The organism is Tenacibaculum sp. Mcav3-52 (assembly GCF_022347665.1).
GTDB classification, from domain to species: domain Bacteria; phylum Bacteroidota; class Bacteroidia; order Flavobacteriales; family Flavobacteriaceae; genus Polaribacter; species Polaribacter mesophilus.
Genome location: NZ_JAKRGE010000001.1, coordinates 790,687 through 809,163, shown reverse-complemented (window position 1 = coordinate 809,163; position 18,477 = coordinate 790,687). Strand labels below are relative to the sequence as shown.

Genomic DNA, 18,477 nt, shown 5'->3' with positions numbered 1-18,477 from the left:
GTAGTATGAAAAGTTTACAGCAATTTATATTTATTCTAGCTTTTATCACTTCCGCAGTGGTAAACGCACAACAAGACACGTTGAAATTACAACGTGAAGCACGTGCTTTATTAAGAGAAGGCAACAAATTATATAACAAAGAAAAATATAGTGATGCTGCTATTGCCTACCGAAAAGCTTTAGGTAAGAATAGTAAGTATGAAAAAGCAAGTTATAATTTTGGTAATACTTTATACCAAGAAAAGAAATACAAAGAAGCTGTAGAACAGTTTAAAGTAACCACTGAAACTTCAAAAGACAAGATGGCTCAGGCTGAAGCATATCATAACATTGGTAACGCAATGATGGAGCAAAAACAGTATGAACAAGCAGTTGAAGCTTTTAAAAATTCCTTACGTAGAAACCCAAATGACGATGAAACACGTTATAATTTAGCTGTTGCTCAAAAAGAAGCTAAAAAGCAACAACAAAATCAAAAGGATAACAAGGATAAAAATAAAGACGAAAAAAATAAAGATCAGAAAGATCAGCAGAAAAAAAACGACAAAGACAAACAAAACGATAAAAATAAAGATCAAAAAGGAGACGATAAGGATAAAAAAGATGATCAAAAAGATCAGAAAAATGACGATCAAAAAGATCAACAAAAACCTAATCAAGACCAAAAAGACAAACAAAATCAAAAACCTAAACCTCAACAAGGTAAGATGACTCCTGAACAAATGAAACAATTGTTAGAGAGTTTAAACAATGAGGAAAACAAGACGCAGAAAAAAATGAATGCGAAAAAATCAAAAGGAAGAAAAGTAAAACAAGAAAAAGACTGGTAATTTTACAGTTTTTAAAATCTTATTTATTTTTAGACAATTTTGAAAATTAACATGAAGTTAAAAATATACATATCGTTATTAGTTAGTTTTATAACATTTACCATTCATGCACAAGATGCTGCATTAACGGCCACCGTTAGTAAAAATAAGTTAGGTGTAAACCAACGATTACGTATTGAGTTTTCAATAAACAAACAAGGAGCCGATAATTTCAAAGCACCAAGCTTCACAAACTTTAAAATAGTTGGTGGTCCTAGTCAATCAGTAAGTCAATCTTGGATTAACGGTAAGGTTTCCTTTAATCAATCATACACTTACATTTTACAACCTAAGAGAAAAGGAGAATTTAACATTCCTTCTGCGAGTATTGAAATTGATGGAAAGACACTCACCTCTAACCCTATAAAAGTTATCGTTCTAGATGCTGTAGACATCCCTAAAAACCCGAACGATCCTAATTACATTGCAGAACAGAACATTCATTTAGTTGCTGAAGTTTCCAAATCTCAACCTTATGTTGGTGAAGGTATTTATGTAGAATATCGATTATATTTTAGCGATAATGTTGGAATTTACGATAATGCCATAACAGAAGCTCCACAATACAATGGTTTCTGGAACCAAGAAATTAAACGTAACGGAATGCCTGTTAAAACTGGAACATACAATGGAGAGCAATATCGTTATGCTGTATTACACAAAGCTTTATTAATTCCAACAACATCTGGTAAGCTAACAATAGACCCTATGAAGATGGATATTGTTGTAGCAGTTCCTACTGGAAGAGCTGACTTTTTTGGAAACGTAATTACACGTCAAGTCCGTAAAGAATTCTCTTCTGCGAAGAAAATAGTTAATGCTCAGGCCTTACCTATGAATAACAAACCAAAAGACTTTACTGGTGCTGTTGGTCAGTTTTCATTCGATGTTTCTTTAAGCAAGAATACCTTAAAGGCTAACGAATCATCGCAAATTAAGGTTTCTGTGAAAGGAAAAGGAAATTTAAAACTTTTTGAACTCCCAAAAATTGAAACCCCTAAAGAACTAGAGGTTTATCAACCAGAAAGAAAAGAAAGCGTTCGTATTACTGGAACAGGACTATCTGGATCCATTACAGATAATTACACTGTTGTTCCGGAATTCAAAGGAAAATATAGAATTCCAAAAACTAGCTTTTCTTACTTTAACCCAAAAGAAAAAGTGTATCAAACCATCACTACAGATGATTTATATGTTGATGTTTTGGAAGGAAAAGAAATTCCGACAGATTCAGATACTAATGCAGTTGCTAAACAAGACGTAAAAGTTACGGGTAGCGATTTCAGATACATCCAAACATCTACTAACTTACAACCTATAAAAACTGAAGATTTCTTTAAATCTACATTATTTTATATTCTTTTGTTGCTTCCTATTTTAACAATTCCTATTGGAATTATTATTCAGAAAAAGAGAGAAGAACGTAATAGTGATGTGCTAGGAAACAAGCTACGAAAGGCTGACAAACTCGCCAAGAAATACTTATCGGAAGCACAAAAACAATTAGGAAATAAAGAAGCTTTTTATGAAGCCTTAGAAAGAGCTTTACATAATTACTTGAAGGCTAAACTAGGCGTAGAAACTTCTGATATAAGTCGTGAAAAAATTACTGATTTACTAGCAAATAAAAATGTTAGCAAAGAAACCATTAGCAACTTTATTGAAGTATTTAACAATTGTGATTTTGCTAGATATACTCCAATTACCAATACACAAATGAAGGAAGAATATGAAAAAGCAAAACAAGTAATAACGCAATTAGACAGACAGTTATAATGAGAAATTTAGTTATATATTTATTCTTATTTGTGTCAATTAGTATGTTGGCACAAAATGCCAATGATTTATTTTTAAGTGCTAATTCTTTATATAAAGAAGGAAAGTACGAAGAAGCTATTAAATTATATGAGCAAATAGAAAATGAAAACCTAGCTTCATCTGAAGTTTATTACAACTTAGCTAACTGTTACTATAAACTCAATAAAATAGCTCCTACTATTTATAATTACGAAAAAGCATTACAGTTAAACCCTTTAAACGAGGATGCAAAAAACAACTTAGTTATAGCAAAACGTTTAACTCTTGATAGAGTTGAGGCATTGCCAAAATCAGTATTTCAAAAGCTTAATGAAAACTATTTACAAAAGTTTACTTATAATACGTGGGCTGTAATTACTGTTGTATTTTCTTTTATGGCTTCTATTTTATTTTTACTGTTTTATTTTTCTTATACTCCAAGTAAAAAAAGAACCTACTTTACAACTAGTATTATCTCATTTCTATTTCTAACATCCTCTTTAGCTATAACATACATTCAATATAACCAAGCCCAAAACAATATTGAGGCCATTATTTATAGCGAAGAAGTTTCTGTTAAAAATGAACCTACTAATAATTCTAATGAGATTTTTACACTACACGAAGGAACTAAAGTTAATATATTAGACTCTGTAGATAATTGGAAAAAATTAAAGTTAACTGACGGTAAAATTGGATGGGTAAAAACTAAAACTTTAAAAGAACTATAACATTTTTCTTCAAAAATTTAATTACTTTTACCAGTGAACAAATAAAAAAGTATCTTGAAATCCAAAATAGCCATCTTTTTCATCGTCTTATTCACAGGCATAATTATTACGCCCTCGATTATTACGTTAGTTGATAAAGATCAAGATATTACTATATTTTTAAATCTTAGCGAAGAAGAAGAAAATACTAAACACGTTAAAGTAGCTGAATTAAAAGCTCATCCTAACGAAGACTACACTTCTTTTTTATATAAGAAAATTCAAAAAAAGAAAAACGTTCGTTTTCAGTCTAAAAACTACGTTTCACAATATCCAAAAATTCTTACCCCTCCTCCAGAATTACTTATTGCATAATAACACAGGTAAACCACCTCATATAAGGCGATTAGCTAAAAAAATGAAAAATATTTCAATGTACAGTAAGAGTACTATTACTTTCCTTGATATATTTTAAGTTTCTATTGCTAATAAATCAATCATTTTTAAAATTAAAACATACTCTAAAATTTTATTTAGAGTTTAACAAACACATATATCATGTTTAAAACTATTAAAAGCGACTTACCCGCAAGTATTGTCGTATTCTTTGTTGCCTTACCTTTATGTTTAGGTATTGCTTTGGCTAGTGGAGCTCCTCTTTTTTCTGGTGTAATTGCAGGAATTGTAGGAGGTATTGTAGTAGGTGCCTTGAGTGGCTCTAAAATAGGAGTTAGCGGTCCTGCAGCTGGTTTAGCTGCTATTGTATTAACTGCTATTGGTAATTTAGGTGGTTATGAAAACTTCTTAGTTGCAGTTGTACTAGGTGGAATTATCCAAATTCTTTTTGGTATTCTTAAGGCTGGTGTAATTGGCTATTATTTTCCATCATCTGTAATTAAAGGAATGCTTACTGGTATTGGTATTATTATTATCTTAAAGCAAATTCCTCATTTTTTCGGATATGACGCTGAACCAGAAGGCGCTGATAGTTTTATTGAACCTTCAGGAGAGAATACTTTTTCAGCTCTTTTAAGTATTACTGACAATATCACTATAGGATCAATGATTATTGGTTTTATTGGATTAGCAATATTAATTCTCTGGGATAGAGTTTTAAGTAAAAAAGGAAAAATATTTCAGTTAATTCAAGGACCATTAGTAGCAGTTGTTATGGGAATTGTCTTTTTTACTCTAACACAAGGAAATGAAACATTGGCAATACAAGCATCTCATTTAGTAAGCGTACCTATTCCTGAAAGTTTTGATTCTTTCTTAGGGCAATTTACCTTTCCTAATTTTAGTGCTATTGCCAACTACGAAGTTTGGGTAACCGCATTTACAATTGCACTAGTAGCCAGTTTAGAAACGCTACTTTGTGTTGAAGCTACTGACAAATTAGATCCTGAAAAAAATGTAACCCCAACAAACAGAGAATTACTAGCACAGGGAACAGGAAATATTTTATCTGGTATAATTGGAGGGCTACCTATTACTCAAGTAATTGTAAGAAGTTCTGCAAATATTCAATCAGGAGGTAAATCTAAAATGTCTGCGATTATACATGGTTTCTTCTTATTAATTTCAGTAATACTAATACCTACTTTATTAAATAAAATTCCATTATCTGTATTAGCAGCTATATTATTAGTAGTAGGTTATAAATTAGCCAAACCAAGTTTATTTAAGCAAATGTTTATTTTAGGATGGAAACAGTTCATTCCTTTTATTGTAACAGTTTTAGGTATTGTTTTTACTGATTTACTTACAGGAATTTCTTTAGGATTAGCTGTCGGTGTTTTTGTTATTTTGATAAAAAGTTACCAAAACTCTCACTTCTTACATATTGAGGATAAAAGCAACGGAATACACAAGATAAAAATGACACTTGCAGAAGAGGTTACTTTCTTTAACAAAGGAGCTATTTTAAAAGAATTAGATAGCTTACCTGAAAACACTCATTTAGAATTAGATGTAAGAAAAACTAGATACTTAGATAACGACATTATCGAAATTTTAGAAGACTTTGCTTTTAAAGCTAAAGAAAGAAATATTAATATTAAACTTATTTCAGAACGTGGTATTGTAGAAAACCCAGAAAGTTTTATTAAGTTTTTTAAACTTAGGCCAAAAGCAGCATAAACTTTTTAACTTCGTAAATTCTTAAAACGACATAAATAATCTTATAAAAAATATAATGAAAGCACATACTAAAGAAACACAAGCCACTATGACACCTGAAAAGTCATTACAATATTTAAAAGAAGGAAACTTAAGATTTCAAAATAACTTAAAAGCTAATCGTAATTTATTAGAGCAAGTCAACGATACTAGAGAAGGGCAATTTCCTTTTGCTACTATTTTAAGTTGTATTGATTCTAGAGTTTCAGCCGAATTAGTTTTTGATCAAGGTTTAGGTGATATTTTTAGCGCAAGAATTGCCGGTAATTTTGTAAACGAAGATATTTTAGGTAGTATGGAGTTTGCTTGTAAATTAGCTGGCACAAAATTAATCGTTGTGTTAGGACATACTAGTTGTGGGGCTGTTAAAGGAGCTTGTGACAATGCTCAGTTAGGTAACTTAACCAACATGTTAGGTAAAATTAAACCTGCTGTTGAAGCTGTCACTGAACCTAAAGACGAAAGCTTAAGAAACTCATCTAATATAGAGTTTGTAAATAACGTTGCCGAAAAGAATGTACATTTAACTATCGACCGAATTTTAAACGAAAGTGAAGTTTTAGCTGAAATGCATAACAACGGTGAAATCATGATTGTTGGAGCTATGTACGACATTAAAGATGGGGCTGTTACTTTTTTTGAATAAAGAACACCAATTTTAAATTATATTATAAAGAGAATCTAAACTTAGTTTTAGGTTCTCTTTTTTCATTAATGAATTTATTTAGAATTAATTAAAACAAATTGTTTACAAATAAATATCACTTTAAAATTTTAATTAAAAAACAAAACACTAAGAAGACTTACAAAAAAGACCTTGACGTTTTTACAAAAACATCAAAGTGTTTTTCAAAAAAGGTATAAGTCTTTTATAACTACCCTAAAAACAATGCTTTTTTAGATAGCGTAAGAAAACTTTTATTGGTTTATAATTTAAGTTTTCGAGTACAAATAATAGCATCGTTAACCACAAAAGGCATTGGCATCATTATTTCACTTCTAGGTCGTATAGTAAACTTAGGATGCGATAATAAATCATTAGATATTTCATTAATTACAATATCAGGTTGGGTATTTTTATCAATTGTAAAAGAAATAGTCAAATCCTTATCAGTATTTGCCATTTGATAAATTAATAGCGTTCCTTTATCGGCCGTAAAGGCTTTTCCTTTATCGTACAAAGTTCCGTTAACAGTAAAATTAGTTAACTCTATTTGGGTATTTGTGTACAACTCATATTTATCAATGTTTCGCGTAGGTGTAATTGTGAATGAAACATTTCGTTGGCTATTAATAATGGTATCTTGATGAATCTTGATGTTAGAAATACGAATGTTTTTATTTTCTGCTTTTTGGTAATAATTAAAAGAAGTATTGTATTTACTTTTTCCAGCCATTAAATCGGCACCACCTTGTTTAGATTCATCATTAAAATATTGTTTCGTGTATCCGTCTAATGTTTTATTATGACTAGCCCAATACGAGGTGTTAGTGTCAGAATTTTGAATAAAAACTAAGCTGTTAGGCTTTTTCTTTTCTATTGAAAAACCACTATCAAAAGTTGCATAACCAAAAAATAATAACGCAAGAAAACCAGTTAATGTTTGCCATCCGTTTTTAGTTTTTTCCTGATAAAAAACAGGAAGCATCAACCCGAAAAGAAACACTAAAAGTATGGCTGAAATAAATAATGTTTTTAAACCTAGCGCTACAGGAAATAACTGAATCATAGGAGCAATCATATAAATTGTAGGAATAGATATAATTGCAAATAATGCAGCTCTAGATGCTTTGTTAATATTCATAAACAGTAATATTGCTAAAATGAATAAAGAAGCAAAAACAGGAATAATAAAGAAACCCGCTCCTGGTAAATTCATGTAAATTATAACATTTATAACCAATCCAAAAGTTATGGGAGCAATTAGTAAATCGATGGCTTTGGCTTCTTTTAGCTTATTATATACCTTAAAAAGAATCCAAAGATTTAAAAGAACAAAAGCAATAATGTATTGATATCCGTTATAAGTAAAACCATGAAGTATATCTGTATATTGTGGATGGATAATCAACAATAATTGCCACAGCCCGTATGAAATAGCGATGCAGAATACTAAAGATAGTATATAAGGAATAAAACCTTTTAAAAGACCTATTACAGTCATCTTCTTCTTGTATATACCTACTACAACCAGCACTATAAATAACAAAAAGGCAATGATTAGCATTGGCAGCACCCAAGAAAACGGGTATGTTAGTAACTTAGTAAAAGGAAAGTTTACATAAATGTAATCAGTGTCACTGTTTAAGTTCGTTAAATCAGCATTTGCAAAATAGTTTAACGAAGTGGTAAAATAATCAGCTTGATGCAATAATGTTTCTCTATTTAACCTTTCGTAGGAATCTTGTTCGGTGTGATAGTCAAAATGATCATCAATAAAGGCAAAATTAAATCCGTTGACATTCCCTTTTTCCCTAAAAACAGTTAAATCGGTATCGTTAGGAAGCTTTTTATATACACCATACATTAAAGAGTTGGCAGCTGGATAATTGGGGTTTGCATTTAAAAACTCAGTTAATAATGTTTTGTTTTTCCCGTTAGTCTCCATCAACATATAACTAGAACCACCGCTACCTCGTGCTTCAAAGTTCAGTACTAAGCCAACATCATTTGCCCAAGGATGATTTTCAACAAAAGCTTGTGCGCCTAAAAGTCCTAATTCTTCAGCATCTGAAAAAAGTATGATAATATCGTTTTTAGGCGTCTTATTTGCGGCTAGGTAAGCTCTTATACCTTCTAAAATAGTTACTACGCCAGAGCCAGCGTCACTTGCTCCTAGTGATGAGTGAGGGTTGGAATCGTAATGGGTTAACAGCAATAAAGCTTTGCCGTTTTCGGTTCCTTTAATTTTAGCAATAATATTTTCTGTAGTAGTTGCTGCCCTCCATTTTTTATTAATAGCAGTTTGATATTGAATTTCAGGTTCTAAATTCAGTTTTTGTAACTCTTGAACTAGATAATTTTGTACATTTTTGTGTTCTTCAGAACCTGTATGATGCGGTTTTTGAGAGATGTTTTTTAAATGATAGAGTGCATTATCTATTGAAAACTCAGTAGCACTAATTTCTTTTTTTGAAGAAGTTGCACTTGGAAGTATAGTGTAAAAACTCCAGTAAACGGTTAAAATAATAATGAGAACTGCCAGGTAATTTCTTGATGATTTCATAGTAGGACTTTAGTATTTATAAAAGTAAGTAATTTATTTTTTAAGAATAAAAAACATAATCAATTAAAAATCAGTATATTTAATAGCAAATTTTAAGATTATGGCAATTAAAAGTTTTCAAGGAAAGAGATCGAGTACACCACAAGAAGAGAAGGTGCCAATGCTAGTATCAGATTATATGAGCACAAAGTTAATTACATTTAAAGAAGAACAACCTATTGAAGATGCGATAGATATACTTATTAAGCATAAAATATCGGGAGGACCTGTTGTTAATGAAAAAAATGAATTGGTAGGAATTATTTCAGAAGGTGATTGTATAAAACAAATATCAGAAAGCAGGTATTATAACTCACCAACAGGTAAGAACAACACAGTTGGAAAAGCCATGGTGAAAGAAGTTGAAACGATTGATGGTAATATGAATATTTTAGATGCTGCCAATAAATTTTTAAAATCACGTAGAAGACGTTTCCCTATTGTTCAAAATGGTAAGCTAGCAGGACAAATCAGTCAAAAAGATGTGCTTATTGCAGCCATGAAATTAAAAGGAAACACATGGAAATAATTAATCTTGCTTAACTAATAAGTATAATTCATTCTCTAATACTAAATATCCTTGATCATATACATAAAAATAGGTGTTACCTGTTTTTGTTGTATAAAGAGATGTAATAAACTTAAAGTCAAAACCTCTATCAAATAATTTACGACGGGTTACTTTTGTTTTACCAGAAGTATTTAATTCGGAAAGAATTTTATAGTTTTTTCGTAAGCGGTTGTTGGTGTTTCGTATTAGGTTCTTACTTTCTTTATTAACTTTATTATTAAAGGCGTTTCGGCAGTAATCGGAACAGAATTTTTTATCAATTCTTCCAATTACTTTCTCACCACACTCTAAACATTTTTTATTTTCCATAATCTGATTTTTTAAGTTCGTACCAGTTAACATCTACACCCTTATAACCAAACTGGTTTATAAACTGTAATCCTATTTTTTGTAGAATTTTGTTAGAACCAATATTTTCTACATCAGCTGCACCATAAATAATATCATAATTCATTTCTTTAAAGCCGAAGTCTAAACAAGCAAAAGCAGATTCGGAAGCATAACCTTTACCCCAAAAACGCGGAATAAAACGATAACCAATATCAATAAAATTAGTAAAACCATTTAATGCTTCTTTTTCTCCCGTGTTGAGTTTTAATCCAGACCATCCTATGAATTCTCCTGATGCTTTTTCAAAAGCGGCAAACCTACCAATACCCCTTTCTTTATATTGTTCTTCAAAAAAGGTTATAATGTCTTCAGCTTGTTTGTAAGTTGTTATAGGATTCTTTCCTAAATATTTATGCACTTCAGGATTAGAATCTAACTCAAAAACCCCTTCTGTTTCACTTTCTCTAAACTCTCTTAAAATTAAGCGTTCGGTTTCTAAATAAAATTTCATGCTAAATGTTTGTTTTCAAAGGTATAAAATATAATTAAACGATTACATTCAATTACAAACGAAAACAAATGTTTACTAATCGTTTTTAATTTGCATGCTGTATCATCTTTGCAGAGTCAATTCGTTTGAATGGCAAATTCTTAACTATTTAACATTAAAAAAATATTATGAACGCACTAAAAAACAGAGTACAGTTAATAGGTAATTTAGGAAACACTCCAGAAATCATCACTTTAGATTCTGGAAAGAAACTAGCAAAATTTGCTATTGCAACTAATGAGACTTATAAAAATGCACAAGGAGAAAAGATAACCGATACCCAATGGCATAATATTGTTGCTTGGAATAAAACAGCAGAAATAATAGAAAAATACCTAGAAAAAGGAAAAGAAGTAATGATTGAAGGTAGATTGACTTCTCGCTCTTTTGAAGATAAAGAAGGTAATAAACGTTATATAACAGAAGTAGTTTGTAATGAATTATTAATGTTAGGGAGCAAGTAAAACGACTAAAACATTGATAATCAATATCAAAAAAAATAAAGGTAAATGTAGCTATTTTTTTTAAAAAAATGCTTAATAATATTTTTAAAACATGTAATTTTGCCGGCCGTTCCCCCGATGATATCTAATTCGTAAGAATACTCTTAATCCTTATTATTTTAATAATATATAATTATTTATATGAGAAAGTATTTTTTAGTGATTTTTTTGTTGTCATCTTTAAGTTTTTATGCTCAAAAAGAAGTGTGTGAATCTCCAGATGATTCTTTTATGGATGTAAATAGTATAACAAAGTGTACTATAGAACCTGTAAAAAACTCAAAGAAAAAGGCAGATAGACAAATTAAAGTTAAAATATCAGCAAGCAAAAGATATCTTAAAAAAAGAGTCCTTAAAAAAAAGGCACAAGCTATAAATTCAGTTAGTACTTTAAATGTTAATGAGGTTTCAACTACACAACCTGTAGATATTGAAAATAAAAACCTAACATCAGGGTATGAAAATAATTTAACAAGAATAACAGAAATGTTATCTAAAGAAGAGTTATCAAAAGCAACTAAACTTTATTATACAGAAAAAATACCTTCTTTTGATAAATGTAAAAATACCAAGAAAAAAGAGAGACTTGATTGTTTTAATTTAGAGATGGTTAATCACATTAATAAACATTTTCGCTATCCAGGAGAAGCTGTAAGAAACCAAATTCAAGGAGAAGTTTGGATTCGTTTCGTTATAGATAGAGATGGTTATGTAACAAATATTAAAACTTTAGGCCCTGATGGAGGAGAAATTCTTAATGAAGAAGCAAAACGAGTGGTATCTATGCTACCTCGCTTCGAACCAGGGAAAAATAATGGAAAACGTGTACCTGTAAAATATGGTTTTCCAATAAACTTTTCATTAGAAGAATAAAAATCAATTAAATTTAAAATGTTAAAAAAACAATTAGTAATGATTGTTTTTACCTTGGCTATGCTATCAAGTTATGCTCAGGTAAAAATATCAGGTTCTGTGTATGATGAATATTTAGAACCGTTTTACAATGCAAAAATTTCAAATGGAGAAACATTTGTTGTTTCAGATGAAGAAGGAAATTTCTCAATCGTTTTACCGAGCAATACGTTACCTCAAACAATAACAATTTCTGCTTTTGGGTTTAATACAGAAGAGGTTTCAATTGTTTCTTTCGAGAAAAAAGTAAATGTTGTTTTAAAAGAAAACTTGTTATTAGACCAAGTCGTTATATCAGCTTCTAGAACACCAGAAAAAATTATTGAATCTCCTGTTACCATAGAAAGATTAGGGTTAACCGATATTAAAAAGAGTAGCTCTAATTCATTTTATGATGCCTTGGTAAACTTAAAAGGTGTTGATGCTAGAGAAGTTAGTTATGGATACAAATCTATAAATACTAGAGGATTTGCTGATTTTAATAATTCAAGGTTTGTTCAGTTAGTAGATGGTATGGATACAGCAGCACCAGCTTTAAATACTAGTGCTGGTAATTTATCTGGTGTATCAGAACTAGACATTTTAAGTGTAGAGATACTACCAGGAGCATCTTCTGCATTATATGGTGCCAATGCTTATAATGGTATTATGGTAATGGATACCAAAAACCCTTTTAATCATACAGGAATAAGTGTTTTAGCAAAAGGAGGAATGACCAGTCAAGAAGCAGCAGGAAACAGTCCTTTTTATGATGTAAGTACTCGAATGGCCTATAAGTTTAGTGATGCTTTCGCTGCAAAAGTAAACTTCTCTTATTTTGAAGCAGAAGAATGGCATGCTACCGACAATAGAAACAAAAGAATTGACACCAACGAAATTATTAATGGAAGTTTTGATGCTCCTTTAAGCTTAGATTATGATGGTATAAATATGTATGGAGATGAAGATTTTGCTGATTTAGCTAGCTCAACTCCTGTGCTTGTATATTTAGGGTATTTAGATGCTTCATCACTAGATGAAGATTCTACATTAAACTTCCCTGTAGGAACACATATTAGTAGAAAAGGGTATTCAGAAAGAGAATTAGTTAAAGATTACAAATCTAAAAACATAAAATTTTCAACCTCTTTACATTATAGACCTTTTAAAGATGAATCATTAGAAATTCAATTAGCTACAAGAATAGCAATGGGAGATAATATGTTTCAAGGAGCTGCTTCAAGGTTTGCGCAACGTAACTATTATATTGGACAATCTAAATTAGAAATAAAAGGAGATAATTTCTTTGTAAGAGGTTATTATACACGTAATGACGCTGGTAATACTTACGATTTAACAAGAACAGCTCAAAGACTAAATTCTTTAGCTGATGCTAAGATTCCTGTTTTATCTGGTACAACTTACAGACCAAGCTGGGGAGATTATTATGCAATACAGTATATGGATTTAGTTAATAATAACTCATCTTTAATAGGAGCTTCAGGTAATCCTTTTAATGTAAGTGATGTTGATTCAAGAGTTATAGCAATGTCTAGAGAATTTGCAGATCAATATAGGTTAAACCCAGGTACTGCTGAATTTACCAATGGGTTTAATTCAATTACATCAACCTTAATAACTGAAGGAGGTAGTAAAATTTACGATAAAAGTGCTTATGCGCATGTAGATGCAAACTACAACTTTAGAAGCTTACTTAATGATTGGGCAGATGTTCAAGTAGGAGGTTCTTATAGAAACTATAATCCAGAATCAAAAGGAACAATATTTAATGATGCTAACGAAGAAATTAGTATTGAAGAATATGGTTTTTATACTCAACTTCAAAAGAAATTTTTAAATGACAGATTAAAGTTTACAGGTTCTATCCGTTACGATAAATCTGAGAATTTTTCTCCAAACTATTCTCCAAGATTAGCGCTTAATTATGCTTTAGGAGAAGAAAAACTACATATAATTAGGGCATCTTATCAAACAGGTTTTAGAAACCCAACAATTCAAGAACAATATATGTTTTTGCCTTCTGCAAGAAAAACTACTATAGGTTCTACAGCAGATAACCTAAGAAGAATAGGCATCCCTACTGTTAGTAGATATGAAGATCCTACTACGGGTAATACTGTAACAGAAAATTCTATTACGACAGGAGATGATATAATTAATAATGCTTTATTAACAAGGTCTGTATATGATTTAGATTTTATTAACGATAAAGGACAAAATATTAAATCTGATTATAAAGAGATACAACCAGAAGAGGTAAAAACATTTGAATTAGGTTATAGAAGCCTTTTAAACATTAATGATACTAATTTAGATATAGATTTTAACGCTTTTTATAGTATCCATAATGACTTTGTATTCTTTCAAGATGTAGTAGTGCCTAATATTGGAAATGTTATAGCAACAGGACAATTAGACCCTTTAGCTGCTGAAGCAGTTAGAACGGGAAGTGTAACAGAGTTTAACTTAATAACCAATGCTAAATCTAAGATAAACTCTTATGGTGTGGGTATAGGGCTTAACACAAAGCTATTTAGAAACTTTAATATAGGTGCAAATTATAACTTCACAGATTTTGAAATGAAAGAAGATTTAGATTTTGGATCTTTTGAACCTAACTTTAACACACCAAAACATAGTGTTAAAATCCAGTTTGGTAATGAAAAGCTTTTCAAAAATTTTGGATTTAACATCAATGCACGATGGAGAGATAAATACAGATGGGTGTCTACTTTTGTAAAGGGAGATGTAAAAGCAAGAACTGTTTTAGATGCACAATTAAATTATCGTGTACCTAGTTTAAAATCGAAGTTTAAAATAGGTGGAACAAATTTATTTGGAGAAGAATATCAACATGCTCCTGGTTTAGGAAACATAGGTAGTTTGTATTATCTTTCTTGGATTATTAATAACTAAAATAATAGTATTTTGCATACAAAAAACGAGCTAATTAAATTAGCTCGTTTTTTTTAGTTAAAAACTCATACTTAATTGAATACGTTTTCTTGTAATATCTACCTCCAATACCTTAACTTGAACGTGTTGATGTAAACTTACATGTTCGTTAACATCTTTTACAAAAGAATCAGAAAGGTTAGAAACATGTACCAAACCACTTTCTTTAATACCTATATCAACAAAGCAACCAAAATTTGTAATGTTATTTACAATTCCGGGTAGTACCATGCCTGTTTGTACATCATCTATTGTTTTAATATGTTCGTTAAAACTAAAAGCTTTGGCTTTTTCACGAGGGTCTAATCCTGGTTTTTCTAACTCTTTTACAATATCTTGTAGCGTAGGTAACCCGTAAGAATCGGTTACATATTGCTGGAGCTTAATTTGTTTTAAAACAGAAGAATTACCAATCAAATCATCTACTTTTTTACCAACGTCTTTGGCTATTTGTTTTACTAAAGCATAGCGCTCTGGATGTACAGCAGAATCATCTAGTGGATTATCGCTGTTTTTAATTCGTAGGAACCCAGCAGATTGCTCAAATGCTTTTCCTCCCAAACGAGGGACTTTCTTTATTGTTGTTCTATTGGAAAAAGCTCCATTTTCATTTCTGTAATTCACTATATTTTCAGCCAATTTAGGGCCAATACCAGAAACATAACTTAACAGAGAAGCACTAGCAGTGTTAATGTTAACACCTACTTTGTTTACACAATGTTCTACTACAGTGTCTAATGATTTTTTTAGTTGTGTTTGGTCTACATCATGTTGATATTGCCCAACCCCAATCGATTTTGCTTCTATCTTTACCAGTTCAGCTAAAGGGTCAGCTAATCTACGACCGATTGAAACAGCTCCACGAACAGTTACATCATAATTAGGGAACTCATCTCGTGCAATTTTAGAAGCCGAATAAATAGAAGCACCAGCTTCACTTACAACAAATACTTCTACGGGATTTTTAAAATATACACTTTTTACCAATCGTTCAGTTTCTCTTGAAGCGGTTCCGTTACCTATAGCAATAGCTTCTATTTTATAAGCATTAGCTAAAGAGCTAAGTTTATTTATTGCTTCTTTTGATTGATGTTGAGGTGCGTGTGGAAAAATAGTTTCGTTATGTAATAAATCTCCTTGAGCACTTAAACAAACCACTTTACACCCTGTTCTAAATCCTGGATCAATAGCTAAAATTCGTTTTTCACCAAGAGGAGAGCCTAATAGTAATTGTTGAAGGTTTTTAGCAAATACCTTAATGGCACTTTCATCTGCCTTTTCTTTAGCTATAGACAAAGCTTCATTTGATAATGCAGGAAAAAGCAAACGCTTATAAGCATCAGCAATAGCTAATTCAATTTGTTCAGCACATTCGTTATGCGAACGAATAATTCTGTCTTCTATTTTTTGAATAGCTCGTTCATCATCAATACTAATTTTTACACGAATAAAACCTTCTTTTTCGGCGCGCAAAATAGCTAACAATCTATGTGAAGGAATGCGATTTAGATTTTCTTCCCAGTCAAAATAATCTTTAAATTTTTGGGCAGTATCCTCGTCTTTTTTAGTTTTGATAACCTTGGTAGCAATGGTTGCAAAACGCTCTAATTGGTAACGAATGTTATTACGGACATCCGTTCGTTCGTTAATCCATTCAGAAATAATATGACGGGCACCTTCTAAAGCATCGTCTATTTGTTCTACTTCGTTCGAAAGGTATTTTGAAGCAGTAAATTCCAAATCGTTTACTCGCTGACTCATAATCATCTTCGCCAACGGTTCTAACCCGTTTTTACGAGCTGTTTCTGCTTTGGTTTTTCGTTTCTTTTTATAAGGAAGGTATAAATCTTCTAGTGTAGTTAAGTCTTCTGTCTTTTCAATTTTTGCTTTTAACTCATTGGTTAAAACTTCTTGCTCTTCTAAAGCTTTTAAAATGGCTGCTTTCCGTTTCTCTATTGCTTCAAATTGTTCTTTAAGTTGTACTATTTGGCCTATTTCAACTTCATCTAAATTACCTGTTTTTTCTTTTCGGTAACGGGATATAAAAGGAATGGTACAATCTTCATTTAATAATTCAATCGTATTTTGAATTGATTTTTGTGAGATTTGCGTACGAGAGGTTATATAGGAGATAAGTTGCATTGAAAATTATTTTAAATAAAAAACCTCGCATGAATAGCGAGGTTTCAAATATAGTAAAAGGTTAATTTATCTTGTGAATTTTCTTAGTTCATATGTATTAGATTTAACCCCATTCTTCTTATCATTGGTAAGAGTATAACTCCTAACTGAAAAATATATAAATCAATAACTGAATAAAAAAAATCAATTGTAGATCTTTCAAAATTTAAAACAAAAAGCCCAACTTTTAAAGTTGAGCTTTTTCTATATTTTATTGCCTTTATTTAGTCAATATGAGAAACACGTAATGTGTTTACCATACCTTTTGCTTTTACAGGCATTGATGATAAGTTTATCATAAAATCTCCTGTTTTTACATAGCCTTTTTCTTTAGCTATTTCGTTAATATCTTCAATAGTATCATCGGTACTTAGTTCTCTATCGTAAAAATAGGCTCTAACACCCCACAGAAGGTTTAACTTTCCTAAGATTCTTTTCTCAGATGAAAACGCTAGTACGTGTGATTTTGGTCTCCAAGCAGAAATTTGAAAAGCAGTATATCCACTATTAGTTAAAGTCGATATTGCTGCCGCATTAATATCATCTGCCATAAGAGCTGCATGATGGCATACAGATTTAGTTATAAATCTTTTGGTACGGATGTGAGGTGGCTCTTGCGGAACTTTTATTAAATCTGAAAATTCTACACTTCCAATAATTTCTGTCATTTTTTGAATAACTCTTATTGGGTGTTTTCCTACTGAAGTTTCCCCTGAAAGCATTACAGCATCTGCACCATCCATAATAGAGTTTGCTACATCATTTACCTCTGCTCTTGTTGGTACAGAGTTTTCAATCATGGTTTCCATCATTTGAGTAGCAATAATTACCGGAATTCTTGCTTGCTTAGCTCTACGGACTAACATTTTTTGAATTAATGGTACATCTTGCATTGGTACTTCAACTCCTAAATCACCACGCGCTACCATTAAACCGTCGCAATACGGGATTAAAGCATCTATATTTTCAACAGCTTCAGGTTTTTCTATTTTTGCTATTACAGGAACTCTATAACGTGATTTCTGTTTAATGATATCACGTAAAATACGTAAGTCTTCAGGTGTTCGTACAAATGAAAGAGCTATCCAATCTACTTCTTGCTCTAATGCGAAAACTACATCTTTTTTATCCTTTTCTGTTAAAGCTGGTAAAGAAATTTTAGTGTTTGGAAGATTAACTCCTTTTTTAGATTTTAATGCTCCTCCTACTATTACTTTGGTAATAACTTCATTTTCTTTATTTGTTGCTGTTACTTCAAACATCAGTTTACCATCATCAACTAAAATCTTCTCTCCTACTTTTACATCTTTTGGAAAATGCTGATAGGTCATAAAAGCTTTCTCTTGTGTTCCTTCACATTTTTCGGTGGTAAAAGTAAACGTATCACCTGCTTTTAATTCTACTCCCTCTTGCATTACACCAACTCTAAGCTTTGGCCCTTGTAAATCTGCTAATATTGCTACGTTATAACCTCTTTCATCATTTATTTCACGTATTTGACGTATGCGTTCTTTTACTACTTCATAATCGGCATGTGAAAAATTAATTCTAAAAACATTTACACCAGCTGCTGCCATATTGGCCAAAATTTCTTTTGTATTTGTTGCTGGTCCTAATGTTGCTACAATTTTTGTTTTCTTGTTGTGTGGCATATA

At 31.0% G+C, this 18,477-nt stretch carries 15 protein-coding genes; 10 read left to right on the top strand and 5 right to left on the bottom strand.

The window, feature by feature from the left end; all coding sequences use genetic code 11:
* Positions 1 to 5: 5 nt before the first annotated feature.
* The 6 genes from MHM83_RS03820 to MHM83_RS03795 all read left to right on the top strand — a co-directional run bounded on the left by MHM83_RS03820 (position 6) and on the right by MHM83_RS03795 (position 6,200).
* Positions 6 to 830, top strand: a complete 825-nt coding sequence (locus tag MHM83_RS03820) for a tetratricopeptide repeat protein (RefSeq protein WP_239178449.1) — start codon at positions 6 to 8, stop codon at positions 828 to 830.
* A gap of 51 nt (positions 831 to 881) precedes the next feature.
* A complete protein-coding gene (locus MHM83_RS03815) occupies positions 882 to 2,645 on the top strand; it encodes a BatD family protein (RefSeq protein ID WP_073182500.1) in 1,764 nt (587 codons plus the stop codon).
* The gene (locus MHM83_RS03810) at positions 2,645 to 3,397 is read left to right on the top strand and encodes a CDC27 family protein (protein ID WP_047788268.1); all 753 of its coding nucleotides are present in this window, start codon (positions 2,645 to 2,647) and stop codon (positions 3,395 to 3,397) included. The genes MHM83_RS03815 and MHM83_RS03810 overlap by 1 nt, the downstream gene beginning before the upstream one ends.
* Before the next feature lie 54 nt (positions 3,398 to 3,451).
* Positions 3,452 to 3,751, top strand: a complete 300-nt coding sequence (locus tag MHM83_RS03805) for a hypothetical protein (protein WP_047788267.1) — start codon at positions 3,452 to 3,454, stop codon at positions 3,749 to 3,751.
* Positions 3,752 to 3,934: 183 nt separating this feature from the next.
* Positions 3,935 to 5,515, top strand: a complete 1,581-nt coding sequence (locus tag MHM83_RS03800; protein ID WP_047788266.1) for a SulP family inorganic anion transporter — start codon at positions 3,935 to 3,937, stop codon at positions 5,513 to 5,515.
* Positions 5,516 to 5,570: 55 nt separating this feature from the next.
* The gene (locus MHM83_RS03795; protein ID WP_159610825.1) at positions 5,571 to 6,200 is read left to right on the top strand and encodes a carbonic anhydrase family protein; all 630 of its coding nucleotides are present in this window, start codon (positions 5,571 to 5,573) and stop codon (positions 6,198 to 6,200) included.
* 280 nt (positions 6,201 to 6,480) lie between these two features.
* Here MHM83_RS03795 and MHM83_RS03790 read toward each other — a convergent pair whose 3' ends face one another.
* On the bottom strand, positions 6,481 to 8,781 hold the full coding sequence (locus MHM83_RS03790; protein WP_239178446.1) for a M28 family peptidase: 2,301 nt from the start codon (positions 8,779 to 8,781) through the stop codon (positions 6,481 to 6,483).
* Positions 8,782 to 8,881: 100 nt separating this feature from the next.
* On the opposite strand from MHM83_RS03790, the gene MHM83_RS03785 reads away from it, so the two are divergent.
* Positions 8,882 to 9,349: a CBS domain-containing protein gene (locus tag MHM83_RS03785; protein ID WP_159610817.1), complete on the top strand. Its 468-nt coding sequence runs from the start codon at positions 8,882 to 8,884 to the stop codon at positions 9,347 to 9,349.
* Here MHM83_RS03785 and MHM83_RS03780 read toward each other — a convergent pair whose 3' ends face one another.
* Both MHM83_RS03780 and MHM83_RS03775 read right to left on the bottom strand, forming a co-directional pair.
* On the bottom strand, positions 9,350 to 9,700 hold the full coding sequence (locus MHM83_RS03780) for a hypothetical protein (RefSeq protein WP_047788252.1): 351 nt from the start codon (positions 9,698 to 9,700) through the stop codon (positions 9,350 to 9,352).
* The gene (locus MHM83_RS03775) at positions 9,690 to 10,232 is read right to left on the bottom strand and encodes a GNAT family N-acetyltransferase (RefSeq protein ID WP_239178444.1); all 543 of its coding nucleotides are present in this window, start codon (positions 10,230 to 10,232) and stop codon (positions 9,690 to 9,692) included. Before MHM83_RS03775 ends, MHM83_RS03780 begins: the two co-directional genes overlap by 11 nt.
* A 167-nt stretch (positions 10,233 to 10,399) precedes the next feature.
* Here MHM83_RS03775 and MHM83_RS03770 point away from each other — a divergent pair, with 167 nt between their 5' ends.
* From MHM83_RS03770 to MHM83_RS03760, 3 genes are all read left to right on the top strand, one after another.
* The gene (locus tag MHM83_RS03770; protein WP_073182491.1) at positions 10,400 to 10,735 is read left to right on the top strand and encodes a single-stranded DNA-binding protein; all 336 of its coding nucleotides are present in this window, start codon (positions 10,400 to 10,402) and stop codon (positions 10,733 to 10,735) included.
* A 180-nt stretch (positions 10,736 to 10,915) separates the two neighbouring features.
* A complete protein-coding gene (locus MHM83_RS03765) occupies positions 10,916 to 11,647 on the top strand; it encodes an energy transducer TonB (RefSeq protein ID WP_073182492.1) in 732 nt (243 codons plus the stop codon).
* A gap of 18 nt (positions 11,648 to 11,665) precedes the next feature.
* Positions 11,666 to 14,602, top strand: a complete 2,937-nt coding sequence (locus tag MHM83_RS03760; RefSeq protein WP_239178442.1) for a TonB-dependent receptor plug domain-containing protein — start codon at positions 11,666 to 11,668, stop codon at positions 14,600 to 14,602.
* A gap of 57 nt (positions 14,603 to 14,659) precedes the next feature.
* Here MHM83_RS03760 and MHM83_RS03755 read toward each other — a convergent pair whose 3' ends face one another.
* Positions 14,660 to 16,783 (bottom strand): Tex family protein, encoded by a 2,124-nt coding sequence (locus tag MHM83_RS03755; protein WP_239178440.1) that lies wholly within the window; start codon positions 16,781 to 16,783, stop codon positions 14,660 to 14,662.
* Between the two features lie 263 nt (positions 16,784 to 17,046).
* Positions 17,047 to 18,474, bottom strand: a complete 1,428-nt coding sequence (gene pyk / locus MHM83_RS03750) for a pyruvate kinase (protein WP_239178438.1) — start codon at positions 18,472 to 18,474, stop codon at positions 17,047 to 17,049.
* Positions 18,475 to 18,477 lie beyond the last annotated feature (3 nt).